The organism is uncultured Ruegeria sp., from assembly GCF_947504215.1.
In the GTDB taxonomy this organism is placed as follows: domain Bacteria; phylum Pseudomonadota; class Alphaproteobacteria; order Rhodobacterales; family Rhodobacteraceae; genus Ruegeria.
In genome coordinates this window covers 104,134-122,602 of the sequence record NZ_CANNGO010000005.1, presented here as the reverse complement: position 1 = coordinate 122,602, position 18,469 = coordinate 104,134, and the positions used below count along the sequence as shown (strand labels likewise).

At 57.7% G+C, this 18,469-nt stretch carries 19 protein-coding genes; 5 read left to right on the top strand and 14 right to left on the bottom strand.

Annotated elements, in window-relative coordinates:
* On the top strand, positions 1–594 hold the full coding sequence (pncA, locus tag Q1B21_RS11225; RefSeq protein WP_299889396.1) for a bifunctional nicotinamidase/pyrazinamidase: 594 nt from the start codon (positions 1–3) through the stop codon (positions 592–594).
* Here pncA and Q1B21_RS11220 read toward each other — a convergent pair.
* Positions 591–1,121, bottom strand: coding sequence for a hypothetical protein (locus tag Q1B21_RS11220; protein WP_298934244.1), 531 nt, complete (start codon positions 1,119–1,121; stop codon positions 591–593). The two genes, pncA and Q1B21_RS11220, sit on opposite strands and share 4 nt — an antisense overlap.
* Positions 1,122–1,286: 165 nt before the next feature.
* On the opposite strand from Q1B21_RS11220, the gene pncB reads away from it, so the two are divergent.
* On the top strand, positions 1,287–2,579 hold the full coding sequence (gene pncB, locus Q1B21_RS11215) for a nicotinate phosphoribosyltransferase (RefSeq protein WP_299889394.1): 1,293 nt from the start codon (positions 1,287–1,289) through the stop codon (positions 2,577–2,579).
* Here the strand turns inward: pncB and Q1B21_RS11210 are convergent.
* Genes Q1B21_RS11210 through Q1B21_RS11185 form a run of 6 tightly spaced genes read right to left on the bottom strand, consistent with a single transcriptional unit; the run spans position 2,576 to position 9,987 of the window.
* Positions 2,576–4,027, bottom strand: coding sequence for an aldehyde dehydrogenase family protein (locus Q1B21_RS11210; protein ID WP_299889393.1), 1,452 nt, complete (start codon positions 4,025–4,027; stop codon positions 2,576–2,578). The genes pncB and Q1B21_RS11210 overlap by 4 nt on opposite strands.
* Before the next feature lie 34 nt (positions 4,028–4,061).
* Positions 4,062–5,654: an ABC transporter ATP-binding protein gene (locus Q1B21_RS11205; RefSeq protein ID WP_299889391.1), complete on the bottom strand. Its 1,593-nt coding sequence runs from the start codon at positions 5,652–5,654 to the stop codon at positions 4,062–4,064.
* On the bottom strand, positions 5,651–6,466 hold the full coding sequence (locus Q1B21_RS11200; RefSeq protein WP_299889389.1) for an ABC transporter permease: 816 nt from the start codon (positions 6,464–6,466) through the stop codon (positions 5,651–5,653). Before Q1B21_RS11200 ends, Q1B21_RS11205 begins: the two co-directional genes overlap by 4 nt.
* Complete coding sequence (locus Q1B21_RS11195) at positions 6,463–7,410, bottom strand: ABC transporter permease (protein WP_298934236.1); 948 nt, start codon at positions 7,408–7,410, stop codon at positions 6,463–6,465. The genes Q1B21_RS11200 and Q1B21_RS11195 overlap by 4 nt, the downstream gene beginning before the upstream one ends.
* A gap of 40 nt (positions 7,411–7,450) precedes the next feature.
* Positions 7,451–8,470, bottom strand: a complete 1,020-nt coding sequence (locus tag Q1B21_RS11190) for a hypothetical protein (protein ID WP_299889387.1) — start codon at positions 8,468–8,470, stop codon at positions 7,451–7,453.
* Between the two features lie 29 nt (positions 8,471–8,499).
* On the bottom strand, positions 8,500–9,987 hold the full coding sequence (locus tag Q1B21_RS11185; protein ID WP_299889385.1) for an ABC transporter substrate-binding protein: 1,488 nt from the start codon (positions 9,985–9,987) through the stop codon (positions 8,500–8,502).
* Positions 9,988–10,157: 170 nt separating this feature from the next.
* On the opposite strand from Q1B21_RS11185, the gene panB reads away from it, so the two are divergent.
* From panB to glpK, 3 genes are all read left to right on the top strand, one after another.
* Positions 10,158–10,997 carry a 3-methyl-2-oxobutanoate hydroxymethyltransferase gene (gene panB, locus Q1B21_RS11180; RefSeq protein WP_299889383.1) on the top strand — a complete coding sequence of 280 codons (840 nt, stop codon included), beginning with the start codon at positions 10,158–10,160 and terminating at the stop codon, positions 10,995–10,997.
* Positions 10,994–11,845 (top strand): pantoate--beta-alanine ligase, encoded by an 852-nt coding sequence (gene panC, locus Q1B21_RS11175; protein WP_299889381.1) that lies wholly within the window; start codon positions 10,994–10,996, stop codon positions 11,843–11,845. Before panB ends, panC begins: the two co-directional genes overlap by 4 nt.
* 71 nt (positions 11,846–11,916) lie before the next feature.
* Entirely contained in the window at positions 11,917–13,395 is a 1,479-nt protein-coding gene (glpK, locus tag Q1B21_RS11170) for a glycerol kinase GlpK (protein ID WP_299889380.1), read from the top strand.
* Positions 13,396–13,425: 30 nt separating this feature from the next.
* Here glpK and smpB read toward each other — a convergent pair whose 3' ends face one another.
* From smpB to Q1B21_RS11135, 7 genes are all read right to left on the bottom strand, one after another.
* The gene (smpB, locus tag Q1B21_RS11165) at positions 13,426–13,902 is read right to left on the bottom strand and encodes an SsrA-binding protein SmpB (RefSeq protein WP_298934224.1); all 477 of its coding nucleotides are present in this window, start codon (positions 13,900–13,902) and stop codon (positions 13,426–13,428) included.
* Between the two features lie 58 nt (positions 13,903–13,960).
* On the bottom strand, positions 13,961–14,503 hold the full coding sequence (gene idi, locus Q1B21_RS11160; RefSeq protein WP_299889377.1) for an isopentenyl-diphosphate Delta-isomerase: 543 nt from the start codon (positions 14,501–14,503) through the stop codon (positions 13,961–13,963).
* A gap of 206 nt (positions 14,504–14,709) precedes the next feature.
* Entirely contained in the window at positions 14,710–15,123 is a 414-nt protein-coding gene (locus tag Q1B21_RS11155) for a c-type cytochrome (protein ID WP_298934220.1), read from the bottom strand.
* Between the two features lie 113 nt (positions 15,124–15,236).
* Positions 15,237–16,253 carry a P1 family peptidase gene (locus tag Q1B21_RS11150; protein WP_299889375.1) on the bottom strand — a complete coding sequence of 339 codons (1,017 nt, stop codon included), beginning with the start codon at positions 16,251–16,253 and terminating at the stop codon, positions 15,237–15,239.
* Between the two features lie 24 nt (positions 16,254–16,277).
* Positions 16,278–17,024: an SDR family oxidoreductase gene (locus Q1B21_RS11145; protein ID WP_299079310.1), complete on the bottom strand. Its 747-nt coding sequence runs from the start codon at positions 17,022–17,024 to the stop codon at positions 16,278–16,280.
* Between the two features lie 60 nt (positions 17,025–17,084).
* Positions 17,085–17,504: an alternative ribosome rescue aminoacyl-tRNA hydrolase ArfB gene (gene arfB / locus Q1B21_RS11140; protein ID WP_298934213.1), complete on the bottom strand. Its 420-nt coding sequence runs from the start codon at positions 17,502–17,504 to the stop codon at positions 17,085–17,087.
* A gap of 262 nt (positions 17,505–17,766) precedes the next feature.
* On the bottom strand, positions 17,767–18,411 hold the full coding sequence (locus Q1B21_RS11135) for a queuosine precursor transporter (protein WP_299889372.1): 645 nt from the start codon (positions 18,409–18,411) through the stop codon (positions 17,767–17,769).
* Positions 18,412–18,469: the final 58 nt, after the last annotated feature.

Sequence of the window (18,469 nt, the reverse complement as noted above, 5' to 3'; positions counted from 1 at the left end):
ATGACCCATGCCCTGATCGTAATAGACGTCCAGAACGACTTTTGCCCGGGCGGGGCTTTGGCTGTGGCCGGAGGGGATGAGATCGTCGCGCCGATCAATGCCATGATGGATGAATTTGACGCCGTGATCCTCACACAGGACTGGCACTCGGCCGCGCATTCTTCGTTCGCAAGCTCGCACACGGGCAAAGCACCGTTCGAGATGATCGAGATGCCTTATGGCCCTCAGGTTCTGTGGCCCGATCATTGCATTCAGGGATCGCATGGCGCAGCCTTCCATCCCGCATTGCGGACAGATGGTGATCTGATCCTGCGCAAAGGGTTCCGCCCTGCAATCGATAGCTATTCTGCCTTTTTTGAGAATGATCACAAAACGCCAACGGGGTTGAAAGGGTATTTGGACACACGCGGGATCGACCGGCTGACACTGGTGGGACTCGCCACAGATTTCTGCGTTCACTACTCGGCAGTGGATGCAGCGAAACTGGGGTTTGACGTCACGGTGTTGATGAAAGCCTGCAAAGCAATAGACATGGACGGGTCACGGGCGGCGGCCGAGAACGCAATGCGCGCGTCGGGCGTTGTGCTGGCTTAGGGCGACGCGCCAGCGGCGGCCAAGTATTTTAACAAAGCGATCAGAATTACTGACAGGCCAAGGGCCAGGCCAATTCGCCCCGGCACACTGCGTCTTTGAACTTCGGCAGGCGGATTATGCGCTTTGCCCTGCGACACAGCTGAGGCGCTGATGACGCCGCTCACCGGTTGTGCATGTCTGACATGATGCAGAAACTGCCGGAAATCGAATTCCCCAGAATACTCGCCCTGAATCCCTCTGGATTTGATGTTTGCGAACAGATCACGCAGAATGCGTTCCCGATCAAGCTCATCGGCAGGCGGGTAAACGTCGGGCGCAATCCCGCTGTCATGGGCTTCAAGCCCGAACCCCGCGTCCAAAAACATGCCGCGGATCTTGGGGGACGCGCCACGCAAGGCATCTGTCGTTTTGATATCCCGAAACAGCGCACGCACCTTGGCGCCTTGATTACTGCCTGCGGTGTTCAGTTCAGGATCAAAATCGTCCGATGCCTTTTTGACAATATCAAAGTCGTACTTAAGACCCATTCACCAAGTTCAGCCTTCTGAGTTTGTTTCGACCCCTCACTAATCGGTGAAAACAACGCAGAATATGCCCGCATTGTGACGTCATACGGGCATTGTCATCAAATCAGCGACTCTTGCCAATCAGCGTGACGATTGATCTAACAACGGAAATCGCAGGAGTTCCCCATGGTCGACATCGCGACCCGTGTCTACAATCACAAATGGCAGATCGACCCGATTGTGCGGTCTTTGATCGATACGGATTTCTACAAACTTCTGATGTGCCAATCCGTATTTCGTAACAAACCACAAACAGATGTCACGTTCTCGCTGATCAACCGATCGCTTCATGTGCCGCTGGCCCGGCTGATCGACGAAGGAGAGCTGCGCGAGCAGCTGGATCATATCCGCTCACTTAGCCTTAGCCGTGGTGAAAGCACATGGCTGCGGGGCAATATGTTCTATGGCAAACGCCAGATGTTCCGTTCGGATTTCATGGAATGGTTCGAGAACCTGCGCTTGCCGCCTTATCATCTGGAACGCAAGGGCGACCAATACGAGCTGACCTTCGAAGGCAAATGGCACGAGGTCATGTTGTGGGAAATCCCTGCGCTAGCCGTGTTGATGGAGCTGCGGTCCCGCGCCGTTCTGAACAGCATGCGCCGGTTTGAATTGCAGGTGCTTTATGCTCGCGCAATGACCCGTGTTTGGGAAAAGATCGAACCGCTCAGCGCGATCAACGGGCTGAGCATCGCAGATTTCGGAACCCGCCGCAGGCATTCATTCCTTTGGCAGGATTGGTGTGTTCAGGCAATGATGGAGGGACTGGGCGACTCCTTTACCGGAACCTCGAACTGTCTGATCGCAATGCGGCGCGAGGTTGAGGCGATTGGGACCAACGCCCATGAACTTCCGATGGTGTATTCCGCTTTGGCCGACACAGATGACGACCTGGCCCAGGCCCCGTATGACGTGCTGAGCGATTGGCATGATGAACATGATGGAAACCTACGCATCATCTTGCCGGACACCTATGGAACCAAGGGCTTTCTGGATCGCGCGCCTGACTGGCTGGCTGGCTGGACCGGAATTCGCATTGACAGCGGCGACCCTGCGGCCGGCGCTGATATCGCAATAGACTGGTGGCAGTCACGGGGTGAGGATCCACAAGAAAAGCGCATCATATTCTCCGACGGACTGGACGTGGACAAAATTCAGGAATTGCACAGCCAGTTTGCCCATCGCACAACGGTGTCCTTTGGCTGGGGAACGTTACTGACCAATGACTTCCGTGGGCTTGTGCCCAATGACGCGCTTGCCCCGTTTTCGCTGGTTTGCAAAGCGGTCTCGGCCAATGGTCGACCGACGGTGAAGCTGTCGGACAACCCGGAAAAGGCAATGGGCCCAGCGGATCAGATCGACCGCTACAAGCGCGTTTTTGGTGTTGGTGCTCAACAGCCCATCGAGGTGATCGTCTAACCGTGAAAGGCCGCCACCGTCTTAAGCTGCGAAAACCCATACAGGGCTTCGAACCCCTTTTCGCGGCCGTGGCCCGATTTTCCGACCCCTCCGAAGGGCAACTCAACCCCGCCTCCGGCCCCGTAATTGTTGATGAACACCTGCCCCGAGTTTAGCCGCTTGGCCAGACGCATCTGGCGCGCGCCATCGCGGGTCCAGACGCTGGCAACAAGGCCATAATCGGTACTGTTTGCTATAGTTAGAGCCTCACTCTCCGTGTCAAACGGGATCAGAACCTGAACCGGACCGAAAATTTCCTGCTGCGCCAGAACGTGGTCAGGCGGCACATCCGAGAACACGGTGGGTCGCACATAAGCCCCGCCTTTCGGCGCCGTATCGACGATATTGCCTTGCGCCGCGATGCTAAGATCTGCGCCCTTGGCCAGAAACCCGGTCACAACCTCTTTCTGGCGCGCAGAGATCAACGGTCCGACTCGCAAATCGTCTTGCGCCGGGCCAACACTCAGCTGCGCATAGGCGTCTGCCATGCGTTCTTTCACCTGACTATAGACGCCACGCTGTACCAGAATACGCGACGAGGCCGAGCAGGTCTGACCCGCATTCTGAATGCCCGCGTTCACCAGAAAGGGCAGCGCCGCATCAAGATCAGCATCATCAAAGACAAGTTGCGGAGATTTCCCGCCCAGCTCCAGTGTGACTGGTACAACGTTTCGCCCAGCCGTCTGCTGTACCAACGCGCCCGTCGCCACCGATCCGGTGAACGAGATGTGATTGATGCCCGGATGTTCCGACAAAGCCGCACCTGCCTCGGCGCCCAGCCCCGGAACCACATTCAGCGCCCCGTCTGGCAAACCTGCCTCTTGCGCCAAATGGGCAAAGGCCAGGGCGGTCAAACAGGCCTCTTCTGCTGGCTTCAGCACACAGGCATTGCCCATTGCCAATGCCGCGCCAACAGATCGCCCGATGATCTGCATCGGGTAGTTCCACGGCACGATATGGCCTGTGACACCGTACGGTTCGCGCAAAGTGTATACGGTATAGCCATCCAGATACGGGATGGTCTCACCCATCACCTTGTCTGCTGCGCCCCCATAGAACTCGCAATATCGTGCCAGAGCCACCGCATCTGCGCGTGCCTGAGTCAGCGGTTTGCCAACATCCATGGCCTCGAGCAGAGTCAGGTCTTCGACCCGGTCCAACACCAGTCGCCCCAACCGGTTTAGGATACGGCCACGCTCCAATGCTGTCATCCGACCCCACGCCCCGTCTCGCGCAGTCCGTGCAGCCATTACAGCCTTATCAATGTCTGCTGACGTCCCGCGCGCAATCCGGCAAATCTCGGACCCATCCGATGGGTTGATCAGAGGCAAAGTATCTCGGGACGTTGGGGTGCTCCAGACCCCACCAATCAGGCAAAGGCTGGGATCGAACCAGAGGGGAAGGGTCATGTCGGACTCCAATTTAGGCTCTAACTAGGGGACTTCATGTGATACTCAGTTCAGGCAGTCGCGGTGCTGCCGCGATCAATTTTTGGGTATAGCCATGCTGCGGATCCGCAAAGACAGATTCTGTCTCACCCTGCTCCACGATTTTACCCGCACGCATCACCATCACCCTAGTTGTGATTGTCCGAACGACGCTCAGATCGTGGCTGATGAACAAATAGGTCAGGTCATAGGCCGCACAAAGCTCGGCCAGAAGATCCAGAATCTGCGCCCGGACCGAAACGTCGAGCGCCGAGACAGCCTCGTCAAACACGATCAGCGCGGGCCGGATGATCAAGGCTCGGGCAATCGCAATGCGCTGTCGCTGGCCGCCAGAGAACTCGTGTACATACTTGTTTGCGTCATCGGGGCCGAGGCCAACGGCCGTCAGGATCTCCGCAATACGATCCTGCCGCTCGGATCCGGCAGGAGGATGATCCAGTAAATGAAGCGGCTCCGTGATCAATCGGGCGACGCGGTGACGGGGATTGAAACTGCCATAAGGGTCCTGAAACACCACCTGCATCTTCCGACGCACCGCCAAATTGGGTTTGTGGCCTGCAAAAACAGGTTGGCCATCTAGCAGAATTTGCCCCTGTTGCACCTGTTCAAGACCCAAAATCGCCCGTGTTAGGGTCGATTTTCCGCAACCGGATTCGCCTACAAGCCCCAATCGCTCCCCTTTGTTCAGCGTGAAACTCACGTGATCCACAGCACGCTGCTGCGCCGGAGCCGCGAACAGATGATGCCGTGGCAGACGGTATTCTCGAACCACATCTGTAACCTCAAGCAGCGGCGTCGATGACACTGGTTCAGGCAGCGTCACCTTATGGCCAGACGCGTCGAACAGCATTCGGGTATACGGGTGCTGCATGTGTTCTAACAAATGCCCGGTTGCACCGGTTTCCACCACCTTACCCTGGCGCATCACCACAATCTGGTCGGCCAGATCGGCGACAACGGCCAGATCGTGGGTGATCATCAGTAGGCCCATATCGTATTCCTTGACCAACCCCTTAAGCAGGTCGAGAATTTGAGCTTGCGTCGTGACATCCAGCGCTGTTGTCGGTTCATCTGCAATCAGCAGTCGGGGGCGCAAGGCGATGGCCATGGCGATCACAACCCTTTGCCGCTGGCCGCCGGATAGCTCGTGCGGATAGCGCGACAGGGGAAATTTATCGGGCGGTAAACCAACCCGGTTCAAAACCTCCTTTGCCCGTTCGCGCGCGCCAGCAGGGGGCATGGCTTTGTGGATCAGGATGGTTTCCATCACCTGATCACCGATTGTTTTCACCGGGTTCAGGGCCGTCATCGGTTCCTGAAACACCATACCGATGGAGGATCCGCGCAGTTGACACATCTCTGGTTCGGGACGGTTCAATACCTCTTGCCCGTCCAGCAAAATGGACCCTTCGGCTCTGGCGCCATTTGGCAACAATTGCATCACAGCCAAAGCAGTCATCGACTTGCCCGAGCCACTTTCGCCGGTCACCGCCACGATTTCCCCTGGCGCAATGGACAGGTTGATATGGCTCAGGATGTTCGTCCCGTGGATCCCCAGCGTGAGATCTTTGACCTGCAACAACGTCATACGCGCGCCACCCGAATCCGAGGGTCCAGCCAGTCGCGCAACCCATCCCCCAGCAGGTTCAGGCCTAACACCGTTACGATGATGGCGAACCCTGGAATTAGAGCCAAATGCGGGGCAAAACTGACCATTGTCTGCGCATCGGCCAGCATCCGCCCCCAACTGGGCGTCGGAGGTTGTGCCCCCAACCCAACATAGGACAAGCCCGCCTCGGCAAGAATACCAAGGCTGAACTGGATCGTGCCCTGAACGATCAGCAGGTTGGCAACATTTGGTAGGATATGCTCGATTGAAATACGCGCGGCGCCCTTGCCAGCGACGCGGGCGGCAAGGATGAACTCACGCTCCCACAAGGACAACGCGGCGCCGCGGGTAATGCGCGCGAAAACGGGGATGTTGAAGATACCGATCGCTATAATGGCATTGACCGCGCCTGCGCCAAACACCGCTGTGATCAGGATGGCGATCACCAAAGACGGGAAGGCAAAGACCAAATCGTTGCCGCGCATGATCACTTCGTCCAGCCAAGATCCCTTTCGCGCCGCCGCTGCCAAGCCAAGGGGCACGCCCAGCGCCATACCGATGCCGACGGCGACCAACGCGACGGCAATCGACGTCCGCGCCCCAACCATGATCATCGAGAATATGTCGCGCCCGAAATGATCCGTGCCGAACCAATGCTGCGTATTGGGCGATTGCAGTTTGTCGGGAATGTTCAGCGCAGCATAGTTGTATGGCGTCCAGACAAAAGACACCAAAGCCGCCAAAAGAACCAGCGAAGACAAACATGCGCCAAGGACCAGGTTGCGGCTCATGTCCTGCTCCTTAGCCTTGGGTCAACGGCGGCATAGGCGAGATCGACAAGAAAGTTCACGGTGATCACCGCGAAAACCAGCAGCATGACGACGGATTCGACCACGATCAGGTCACGGGCAGAAATCGCCTGGAACACCAACCGCCCCAAACCCGGCAGGTAGAAGACCTGCTCGATTATGATAGATCCGGCCAGAAGGAAGGAAAACTGCAGCCCGATGATGGTCAGAACCGGGATCAGCGCATTCCTCACCCCATGACGCCAGAGCGCCTGTCGGGGGTTAAGCCCTTTGGCGCGCGCCGTCCGCATGAAATCTTCGCCCAGAATGTCTAGCAAGGCCGACCGCATGACACGTGCCAGAATTGCCGCTTGTGGCAAGGCCAGCGCAATGGCCGGCAACGTAAGAGAATGCAGCCCTGCCAAAATCCCTGTGTCCCAACCCGAAAACCCGCCGGCATTGAACCATCGCAGATTGATGGCAAAGATCAGCACCAGCATCATTGCGAACCAGAAGTTGGGCACAGCAACACCCAATTGGGTGGCGCCCATCACCGCCAAATCACCGGGCTTGCCCCGACGTGCTGCCGCGTAAATGCCCGCCGGAAAGGCAATCAGGGTGGACAGGGTCAGCGCATAAAGGGCCAACGGCAGCGACACCCAAAGACGGTCGGCAATCATCTGCGACACTGGGGTGCGATAGGTGTAGGACGTGCCGAAATCGCCAACCAGCATCCCGCTGACCCAGTTGAAGTATCGCTGCACCTTGGACACATCCAAGCCAAGTTCGGCGCGCAAAGCGGCCAGCGTGTCAGCCTGCGCATTCACCCCAAGCATGAAAGACGCCGGATCCCCCGGCGCGATCTCGATCACCGCGAAAATGACAACCGAGGCAACGGCAAGACTCAGGATAAGCGAGAGCAGACGTTTGAGGGCATAGCGTAGCATTGGCAACAGGTTAAGTGCGCTTGCCGCCCGGGTCCAGCGGCTACTGGTACGCCTGACGTTCTGCCTGGATCAGACCTATGGCGCAGGCCGACAACTCTGCTACGGGTGCGGATTCGGCAAGCCATTCAACATTGGTCTCGGTTCGGGCCAGAACCGCCCGGCGCAGCACCATTAGTCGCGCGCGCGGGCTGTTCAGAAACCTGTCCTGAGGAATAACCGTCTCAAGCGGGCTGTCGGTTCGGATGACCTCAAAATACCCGCCGGACAACGCCATGAACGCAAAGGCGCAAGCAGGTGCCTCGGTTCCGCAGCTTGTCGAGCAGAGTTGCGCAATCGGCACGGTTGACCGGGCGGTCATCAGCCAGCTTTCTACAGCAGGCCGCCATGGATTGTCTGGTGAAAGGTCCCCGTATCCCAGCCCAAGCGCCAAGGTTCCAGCCATACCCAGCGCAGGTGCAGAACCTGCCTCAACGCCGTCCGATTGAATGTGACGCAGGGCGGCAAGGCCGTCTCCCCGCGGTTCAGGATCAAGGGTGAGGTAGGACAGATACGGTTTGAGGTCATCCATAAGCCCATCATCTTCCAGCAGGCTAAGGCGCATGTCTTCATTGCCGTACAGCGCTATTATCCTGGTTGGATAGTCCGTCGCCTGGTGTTCGCCCAGTGCATTCAGGCGAGAGATCAGAGCGAGATCTGGTTCGGGGCGTTTAGCGCGCAGCAAGGCTTGCGCCAATTCGTTGCCGGCCGCCGCCTCGACCACCAACCAGGACCGTCCGAACGCCGAAAGATCCTTCTGTCGGAACAGCGCACGAGACTGCGCAGGCTCAAGCCCAAGCCGAAACGGTGACGGACCCAGATCCGTGGTTTCGATCCGTGCCAACAGCAAGCGGGCCTCGGCATCGCCCTTAGCCGCCAATTCAGCCAGCATCGGCAAAGCCCTTGCGTCATCACCATCCAGCCAAAGCGCAACGGCCCTCTCAAGCGGTGTTTGCGCCGAAACGGCTGAGCCGATCACAGCCTGAGCCACAATGAAAAGGGCAGCAACAACTATTCTAAACATGCGCTGACCCTCTTCAGTGCTAGATGCTTTTATTCATTCCAGCTTATTGCCGTCAAATCTATTGCAGCGGTAGGGGCATTTTCCCAAAGTCCTTGGACACCGGCCTTGGCGACGCCCAGTTTAGCCAGTTGGAAGAGATAACCGTTTACATAGTCATTTGCGATCAATCGCTGCGCCTCTCCCAGAATCTTTGCCCGTTCTTCAGGGGCCGTGGTCGAATTCAGCGTCGCCATCAAGGTTTGGAAGTCCGTACTCTCATACTGGAAATAATATTCAGGCCGGGCGTAGATTCCGATATCCATCGGCTCGGTATGGCTGACGATGGTCAGTCCAAAGTCTTTGCCGTTGAATACCGATTCCAGCCATTGCGCCCATTCGACATTGATGATCTCGGCGGTGATCCCAATCTCGGCCAGCTGTGCGGCGATGATCTCTCCGCCACGACGGGCGTAAGACGGCGGCGGCAGATGCAGAGTGGTTTCGAACCCATCGGCAAAACCTGCCTCAGCCAGCAGCGCTTTGGCCTTTTCCAGGTCGTAGGCTGAATTGCCCGTCAGATCGACGTAAGCCGGGTTATGTGGTGCGAAATGGGATCCAATCGGTGTGCCATACCCAAACATCGCCCCATCAATGATTGCCTGCCGGTCGATGGCATGGGCCAGCGCCTGACGTACACGAATGTCGTCAAATGGCGGCTGCTTGTTGTTGGTGGACAGAATCGTCTCACCCTCGGTCGAACCGACAAGAACTTTAAAACGCGGGTCAGCCTCGAACTGAGGCAGGTTTTCCGGCGCCGGGAAGTTGTCGAACGCATCCACATCCTCGGCCATCATGGCCGCAAAGGCAGCGGTTGGATCCGAGATGAACTTGAATGTCGCAGTCTCTAACGCGGGCTCATTGCCCCAATAGTTGGGGTTCCGGTTCAACGTGATGCTGTCGCCCTGAACCCATTCACCAAACGCGAAAGCCCCGGTCCCGACCGGGTTGGTCTTGATGCCATCAATGCTCTCCGGCGCAACGATGACCGCATCTCCCCAGGCCATGTTGAACAGGAAACTCCCATTCGGCTCTGACAAGGTGACCTTGACAGTCAAAGGATCGACGACTTCGACAGTTTCAATTCCGGCAAACAGCGCTTTCTGCGCGTTCGCGCTGTCTTCGGCCGTGGCACGGTCAAGGCTGAATTTGACATCTTCGGCGTCCATCGTGGTGCCATCGTGAAAGGTCACACCATCCCTCAGCGTGAATGTGTAGACGGTCCCGTCATCGGAAATCTCCCACATTTCGGCCAGGCCGGGCACGACTGATCCATCGCCCATGAATCGGGTCAGCCCTTCGAATACATTTGTGTAAACGACCGAATCGATGGCCTGCGCTGCGGCGCTTGTCGGGTCTAAATGCGGCGGCTCCAATTGCATGGCAATCGTGATATCCGATTTTGCCAAAGCCTGGCCCGCGAGAACGCTGACACTCATTGCCAACACTGAGCTTACGGTTCGAAACATCTGCTTTGTCATAAAATTCTCCACCCACTAATACGCGTTGACCCGTCGAATTGCGGGTCACCGTACCCACAATGTCCCTTTAAACCTAAGGTCATTCAAGGAAATGTTCGCGCAACCGGGGTTTCTATAACCTCATTCGATCTGTTATGCCGCACTGCAACATGAACCCCGCAGGAGCGAGCATGAGCGCCACCGCCCGCAAAAAAGCCCCGAACGCCGAGGATATTCGAGCCCGAAAAGGCGGCGAACCTCTGGTTAGTCTGACTGCCTATACGACGCCCATGGCGCAGCTGATGGACGACCATTGCGACTTTGTTCTGGTGGGTGACAGCGTCGGCATGGTGCTGCACGGTCTGCCCTCGACCCTTGGTGTGACCATGGAGATGATGATCTTGCATGGGCAGGCCGTCGCCCGCGGGCTGCAGAAGGCCATGATGGTCATCGACATGCCTTTTGCCAGCTACGAAGAAAACCCGGCCCAAGCCTTTCAAAACGCGGCACGGCTGATGGCAGAAACCGGAGCAGGCGCAGTGAAGCTGGAGGGCGGCGTCGAGATGGCCGAAACCATCCGCTTTCTGGTCAAGCGCGGCATCCCGGTGATGGCCCATATCGGTTTGACGCCGCAATCGATCAACACGTTGGGCGGCTACAAGGTGCAGGGCCGCGATGAGCAGGCCGAGGCGGTGTTGGCCGATGCTCAGGCTGTTGCGGATGCAGGGGCGTTTTCCGTCGTGTTAGAGAAGGTTCCGCAAGCACTCGCCGATCGGATCACCGCTGAAATTGCAATCCCGACGATTGGGATCGGCGCGTCTGCCGGATGTGACGGGCAAATTCTGGTGGTCGACGACATGCTGGGCTTCTTCACAGCGTTCAAACCGAAATTCGTCAAACGTTACGCCGAGCTTGGCCCATTGGCGGAACAGGCCATTGCAGACTACGCGGCCGAGGTTCGGGCGCGCAGTTTCCCGGCTCAGGAACACGTCTTTGCAGATCAGGCCCCGTCCAAGGGTTCGAGAGCATGACCGCGCCAATCCTGCGCCGTCAGGCAGATCTGCGCGTATTAACGTCCGAATGGCACCAAAACGGCCAGGTTATTGGTGTTGTCCCAACAATGGGCGCGCTGCATCAGGGGCATTTGTCATTGGTCGAGGCCGCAAAGGCCGACTGCGAACGGGTGATCGTCACGATCTTTGTGAACCCAAGACAATTCAACAACCCCGAAGATCTGGCCAAGTATCCGCGCACTGAAATTGAAGATGCCGAAAAACTGGCGCCTTACGGTGTGGATGCGATCTATGTTCCCGACCCGGATCAGATCTATCCCGCAGGGTTTTCGACAACGGTGACAGTCTCGGGGCTGACCGATGTCATGGAGGGGCCATTCCGGCCCGGGCATTTTGAAGGGGTGGCCACAGTTGTGGCCAAGCTGTTCCTGCAAACCCAAGCAGATCGAGCCTATTTCGGGGAAAAAGACTATCAACAGCTGCTGGTTGTTCGCCGCATGGCGCGTGATCTAGATATTCCAATCAAAGTCATTGGCTGCCCGACAATCCGAGAACCGTCGGGTCTGGCCATGTCATCGCGCAATCTGATGCTGTCGCCCGAGGGCCTGAACATTGCCGCGAAGAAAAGCGGAATCATGCAAGCGCTGGCTGCCGAGTTGGCAAACGGGCAAGCCTTTGCACCGCTGGCGCAAAAGGCAAAGGCCAAACTGATCGACGCCGGTTTCACCGAGGTCGAATATATCGACCTGCGCTGTGCTGACAGTTTGGAAGAATTGCCTCGCGCCTCGCGCCCAGCCCGGTTGTTCATCACCGCCTGGGCGGATGGCGTTCGGCTGATCGACAATATCCCGGTCACGCCAGCCTGATTTCTGCTCTGGCAGGACCGCAACTGTTTGCGCTAAAGTCCCGCAAAACGAAGCGGGGGAGAAGCGCAGGCATGACCTATATTCTGGCAATCGATCAGGGCACCACGTCCTCACGCGCGATTTTGTTCGACGCGCAGATGCAGCGTGTCGGCACCGCGCAGCGCGAATTCCCGCAGCATTTCCCTCAGGAAGGCTGGGTCGAACATGATGTGGAAGACATTTGGAACAGTGTTCTGACGGTCTGCCGCGAGGTTATGGAAACTGTCGGGGTCACTGCCGCTCAGATCGCAGGGATCGGCATCACCAACCAACGTGAGACCACCGTCGTTTGGGATCGCGCGACCGGTAAGGCCATCCACAACGCCATCGTCTGGCAGGACCGGCGGACGGCCGATATCTGCGCGCGCTACCGTCAGGCGGGGTGCGAGGATGATGTCACCGCGCAAACAGGCTTGCTGTTGGACCCGTATTTCTCGGGCACTAAAGTCAAATGGCTTCTGGACACAGTGCCCGGCGCCCGCGCGCGCGCCGAGGCTGGCGAGCTGATGTTCGGCACCATCGACAGTTTTCTGATCTGGCGGCTTACCGAAGGGCGCAGCCATGTCACAGACGCTACCAACGCGGCCCGAACCCTGCTGTTCGATATTCACAAAGGCGTATGGAGCCCGGAAATCTGCGATCTACTGGATGTACCTTTGGACATGCTGCCCGAGGTGCGCGACTGTGCGACCGACTTCGGCAGCACATCTCTTTTGGGCGGTAACATTCCCATTCTGGGCGTCGCAGGCGACCAGCAAGCAGCCACCATCGGTCAGGCCTGTTTCCAACCGGGTATGATGAAATCGACCTATGGCACCGGGTGCTTTGCGCTGCTGAACACGGGGGCAACGCCGGTCGCCTCCAAAAATCGCCTGCTCACGACCATCGGGTATCAGTTGGACGGACAGCGGACTTACGCGCTGGAGGGGTCTATCTTTATCGCAGGTGCAGCGGTGCAATGGTTGCGTGATGCATTGGAAATCATCGAATCAGCGCCGCAAAGCGGTGATCTTGCCGCCAAGGCCGATCCAAACCAGCATGTGGTGCTGGTTCCGGCCTTCACCGGCCTTGGGGCGCCATACTGGAAGCCGGATTGCCGCGGCGCCATGTTCGGGCTTAGCCGAAACTCGGGCCGGGCCGAAATTGCCCGCGCAACGCTGGAAAGCATCGCCTTCCAGACCCGCGATCTGTGGCATGCCATGCAAGGCGACTGGGGCGCCGATGCGAATGTCATCCTGCGCGTCGACGGCGGGATGAGCGCATCTGACTGGGCCATGCAGGGCTTGGCCAACTATCTTGGCGCGCCCGTTGACCGGCCGGTAATGCAGGAAACCACTGCACTGGGCGCCGCATGGCTGGCCGGAATGAAAGCCGGGATCTATCCTGATCAGGATGGCTTTGCTGAGACGTGGCGCCTGGATCAGCGCTTCGACCCTGCCTTGCCCGAAACCGAGCGCGACGCTGCTTATGCGCGCTGGCAGCGCGCGGTTCAGGCAACAATGGCGTTTTGACCGGGTTGGTTAGGAAAAAACTGAACCGTTTTAACTGTGATCTTTCAGAAGCCGCTGTTTCTGGCGTGACCAATCCCGCTTGGCTTGAGTTTCACGCTTGTCATGGGTCTTCTTGCCCTTGGCAATGCCGATCTTAATCTTGGCCAGACCTTTGTGATTGAAATACAGAACCAGCGGTACGAGCGTCATGCCCTTGCGCTGGGTCGCGTTCCACAGGTTCGACAATTCCTTGCGCGAGACCAACAGTTTGCGGCGGCGACGCTCTTCGTGTTTGAATGATTTTGCCTGATCGTATGGCGCGATGTAGCTGTTGACGAGCCACAACTCTCCGTCATCAACCGATGCATAGCTTTCAGCAATATTCGAGCCACCTGCGCGCAGCGACTTGACCTCGGACCCTTCCAGCATGATGCCGCACTCGATATCCTCTTCGATTGCGTAATCGAAGCGGGCACGCCGGTTTTCGGCAATCACTTTGTAATTCGGGTCTGTCTTTTGCTTGGCCATGACGCGTTGATTTAGGCGGCTTGCCCCGACCATGCAAGGCAGGGTTTCGCCTTGGGTGTCAGGATTTAGCCGAAATAATCAGGTCCGGACCAAAAATCGTGTCTGCGTGGTTGTGCAGATAGATCTTGAGCCACGGGGTGAAACGATCAGGGTGCCGCTGTACTTCGGCCAGCAGATCGTGATAGTCGATCCAGCGAATATCCATGACTTCGTCCGGGTTAGGCTCGATCTTCAGCGGTCCACGAACATGGGCCAGGAACACGTCGACCACTTCGTTTTCGACCATATTGTTGCCGACATCGGCGTGGTATTCCAACCGATGGCGATATTCCGGATAAAGACCAGTAATCCCAAGTTCCTCGCGCAAGCGGCGCACAGCGCAGACCGAGGACTTTTCGTTCCAATCCGGATGAGTGCAACAGGTATTCGCCCAAAGACCCGGCGTATGGTATTTTCCCATCGCACGGCGCTGTAGCAAAATCTCGGTTCCCCGTACGACGAAGACGGAGACCGCCTTGTGCTTGAGCCCCTTTTCATGCGCCTCAAGCTTGTCCACGGGGGCCAATTCACCATCAACCCAAGCCGGGATCATGATTCCCATCTGTCGTCTCCTGCTGCCGATCCGCCTTCCCGACGGGGTTCTAATATTAGCTGCGGCCCGATCGGCTTGGCGTTGTGACGCGACCACCATTGCGGCCCACATCACTTGTTCCCAAAGTGACGAGGATCCAACTGGTTATCAATCGCACGAAAGGCCGCAGGGGCTGCGGCCTTTCGTTCATTGTATCACGCGGCGGCAATCAGGCGTTACTCACCAGACACGCTTACGATATAGGCGTACACGTCTTCACCGCCTTTTTTCAGTTTGAAGGTCATTTTGGACTTCGCCGAAGTCTCCCCAAGGTAGTCTTTCAGAAAGGCTTTGGGATCCTGTGAGTATGCAACAAATGTTGCTTCGTCCCAGACCAAACCGTTTTCGCCTGCGGCAACAATGCTGTCGCCGTATTTGAACCCTTCGTAGGTTCCGGCGGTGCGACCTGCGATTCCATACAGGTTCGGGCCGGTCTTTCCGCCTTTGACAATCGTTTCGCCGGCTGGGTCAGCAATCATGTGACAGGATTTGCATTTGTTAAACGTTTTTTTTCCGGCTTCTGCGTCGCCTTCGGCGTAGGCAGGTACGGCCAAAAGGCCGACAATTGCGGTAGCGAGGATGCGATTCATTGCTTTTTGCTCCGATACATTTGGCTGCACCGAATGGACCGCTGGTGCAGGTGAGAGTCAACGCGCAGATTGCCGCGCGAGGACACTGTGTCACTGCCGTTTAGGCATCGTCCTTAACTTATGTCATGTAACCTAGACCAACACGGCAAAAGATCGCCCTTCGCGGGGGAGGCAAGATAGACAGCCCTTGCAATGGCCCGCGATAAACACAGCGATGCCGCATTCCCAATCGCGCCCAATTCTGCCTGGGTTTTCAACGGTCGGGCACCGGTACTGATGCCAAACACCAGGTCACCATCGCCCGGAGTATGCGCAGGAAGGATGGCACGGGCGATACCGTCATGTGCCGCCACCGCCAGCCGGTGGCATTGCGGTTTCGACAAACCAGCGTCGGTTGCGACGATTGCAATGGTCGTGTTGGCTTTGTCCGGAGCAGCGGGTCGCATTGCCAAGGCCTTGCGACTGACCAAAGGCTGCCCCAACCCGGTTGAGGGATCGGGCCCCAACCCGCCAAACTCGCCACCAATCTCAAATGGCGCAGCCCAAAAATGGCGGTCGCTGGGTGTTGTCACACTGCCCAACGGATTGGCGGCAACCAGTGCACCGACAGTGACACCGGTGTCCAGCATCAGCGAAGCTGATCCAAGCCCGCCCTTCTGCATCGCCGCCAAGGCCCCGGTTCCCGCACCCGCAGTGCCCAAAGCAAAGGTGTCCGTGGCGTTTTCAAACGCGGCACGTCCCAAGGCACGATAGGGGTTTTCATCCCAATCCTTGTCTCCTCCGTTCAGCAAGTCGAACAGAATTGCGCCTGGTACGATTGGCACCCGGATGTTACCGACCGAGTAGCCTCGGCCCCGCGATCGCAGCGCGTCTGATACCCCGGAACAGGCGTCCAGTCCAAAGGCGGACCCACCTGACAGGGCGATTGCATCGATTTGTGTAACAGATTTATCTGGCGCCAGCAGATCGGTTTCCCGCGTGCCAGGGGCGCCCCCCATCACGTGAACGGACGCGGCGAAGGACTGATCAGCGGTCAGAACAGTAACACCGGATTTCAGCGCGTCATCCTTTGCATTCCCAACCTTCAGACCAGGCACATCGGTGATCAGATTTCGGGGTCCGGGTGTCATAGGAGTGTCGTCCGCTTGTTCAAATCAAATGCACCGTCCACCATCCACTTCCAGCGCGGTGCCCGTGATCATACTGGCCTCGTCCGAGCATAAAAAGCAGGCGGAATTGGCCATGTCCTCGGGTGTAGAAAAACGGCCCAGCGGAATGGTGGACAGGAATTTGGCCCGTATCTCAGGTGTGTCTTCCCCCATGAAGGACTTCAGCAAAGGCGTTTCGCCTGCCACCGGGCAAATCGCGTTTACGCGTACACCAGACGGGGCCAGTTCCACGGCCATTGTTTTGGTCGCGGTGATCATCCAGCCTTTGGAGGCGTTGTACCAGTTCAGGCTCGGGCGCGGGGACAGACCGGCGGTAGACGCCACATTCAGAATGGCCCCGGCGCTGCGAGACTTCATATGCGGCACCAATGCCCGCGCCGTGAGGTAAACCGATTTCATATTCACGGCGAAGACGCGGTCAAAATCCTCTTCGCTGACATCCTCCAGCGGGGTAGGAAGATGCGTGACCCCCGCATTGTTCACCAGAATATCGAGGTGTCCGAAACGGCCAAGAGCTTCATCAGCCATGGTTTGAACCGAGGTCGCATCGGCCACATCGACCGCTTGGGCAACTGCATTCACGCCAAGCTGATCCGCCATATCTCTGGCCGCATCCTCATTAATGTCGGCAATCATGACACGGGCCCCTTCGGCCAGGAATTTTTGAACGATGCCTGCACCAAAACCAGATGCGCCGCCTGTTACGATCGCGGTTTTTCCCTCCAACCTCATGGCTTTGCCTCCCTGACGCCTTTGACAAGCAGAGTAGCAACGCCCGAAGAAGTTACCAGATCAATCTTCGGCCACCTTGCCGCGCAAGGCTTTGACGTCTGATCGCGCTTTTTTTGTTGCCAACCGACGTTTGACGGAACCGTAAGTGGGTTTGGTCGCAATACGCCGCTTGGGTTTGACCAATGCTCGGGCGATCAGTTCGATCAGGCGCGTGCGTGCGATTTCGCGGTTGCGCGCCTGCGACCGCGTCTCTTCACACTGGATGATGATCGCACCTTCTTTGGTCCAACGCCGCCCGGCAAGCCGCTTCAATCGCGCCTTGATGGGATCAGGCAAAGAAGGAGAACGCGCAGCCTCAAAGCGCAGCTCAACCGCCGTTGAGACTTTGTTGACGTTTTGCCCCCCGGGCCCCGAAGAGCGGGCAAAGCTCTCGGTCAGTTCCCAGTCGTGCAAAGCGATATCATCATTGATGCGCAACATACTGCGAACCTTATAGGCGCTGGCCAAAAACAAAAAGGGCCGCCCCTGCGGGACGGCCCTTCGAAAGTTTAGGAGGTTGGGTCGGTTAGATCAATCGACCAGCCGGAGCGAGCGCTCCGCCAAGGGCTGCCCTAACAGGCGATCCCCCCGGTTGTTCCGACACCTCTCTCCAATCTCTTTCTCGACACTGGATCACCTCCTTTTCTATCTGTTGCGGTTGAAAAGAAGCGTGCCACAAGTTGTGCCATTCTCAAAGCGTTTTTTAGGCTGGTTGCGCGGTCAACCGCGCAACGATTACCTTGAACGGGATTAACGCAATCATCGCCAGCGACAGTTTCACCAGCCAATCAGCGAACGCCAAGGTCACCCAAAGCGGGGCCAACGGCCCGGACAGCATGAAGGGCACAGGCTCCCACGCCCAGCTGATCGCGGCGTCTGCATTGGCACCAAAGATCGCAACCGACGCCGAGAAGGCGATGGTGAAAAAGATCGCCGTATCCAGCGCCGATCCTACAAGAGTCGACACCAGCGGCGCCCGCCACCAACGGCCACCACGCAGCGAATTAAACACGGTGACATCGGTCAACTGAGCGATCAGAAAGGCGGTACCGGATGCGACGGCGATCCGCAGCGGCACGGCGGCATAGGTGAACCCATCACCTTGCAACATGATCTGGCTGCCAATCAGCGAGCAGATGATACCGGTGACAAACCCGGCGAACACGACCTTGCGGGCCGGTCCCACGCCATAGACGCGGTTCATGATGTCGGTGACCAGAAAGGCCAGCGGATAGGTGAAAGCACCCCAGGTCAACAGCCCGTCAAGGATCAGGAACTGGACCAGAAAGTTCGAGGCCACAACAATCGTGGCCATGGCAATAATGCCGGGAATGTAAGCGCGTTGCATATTTTGATGCCCGTTTTGACAAGGTAGCGGCGACTTGGCCAAGGGCTCATCCCAAGGC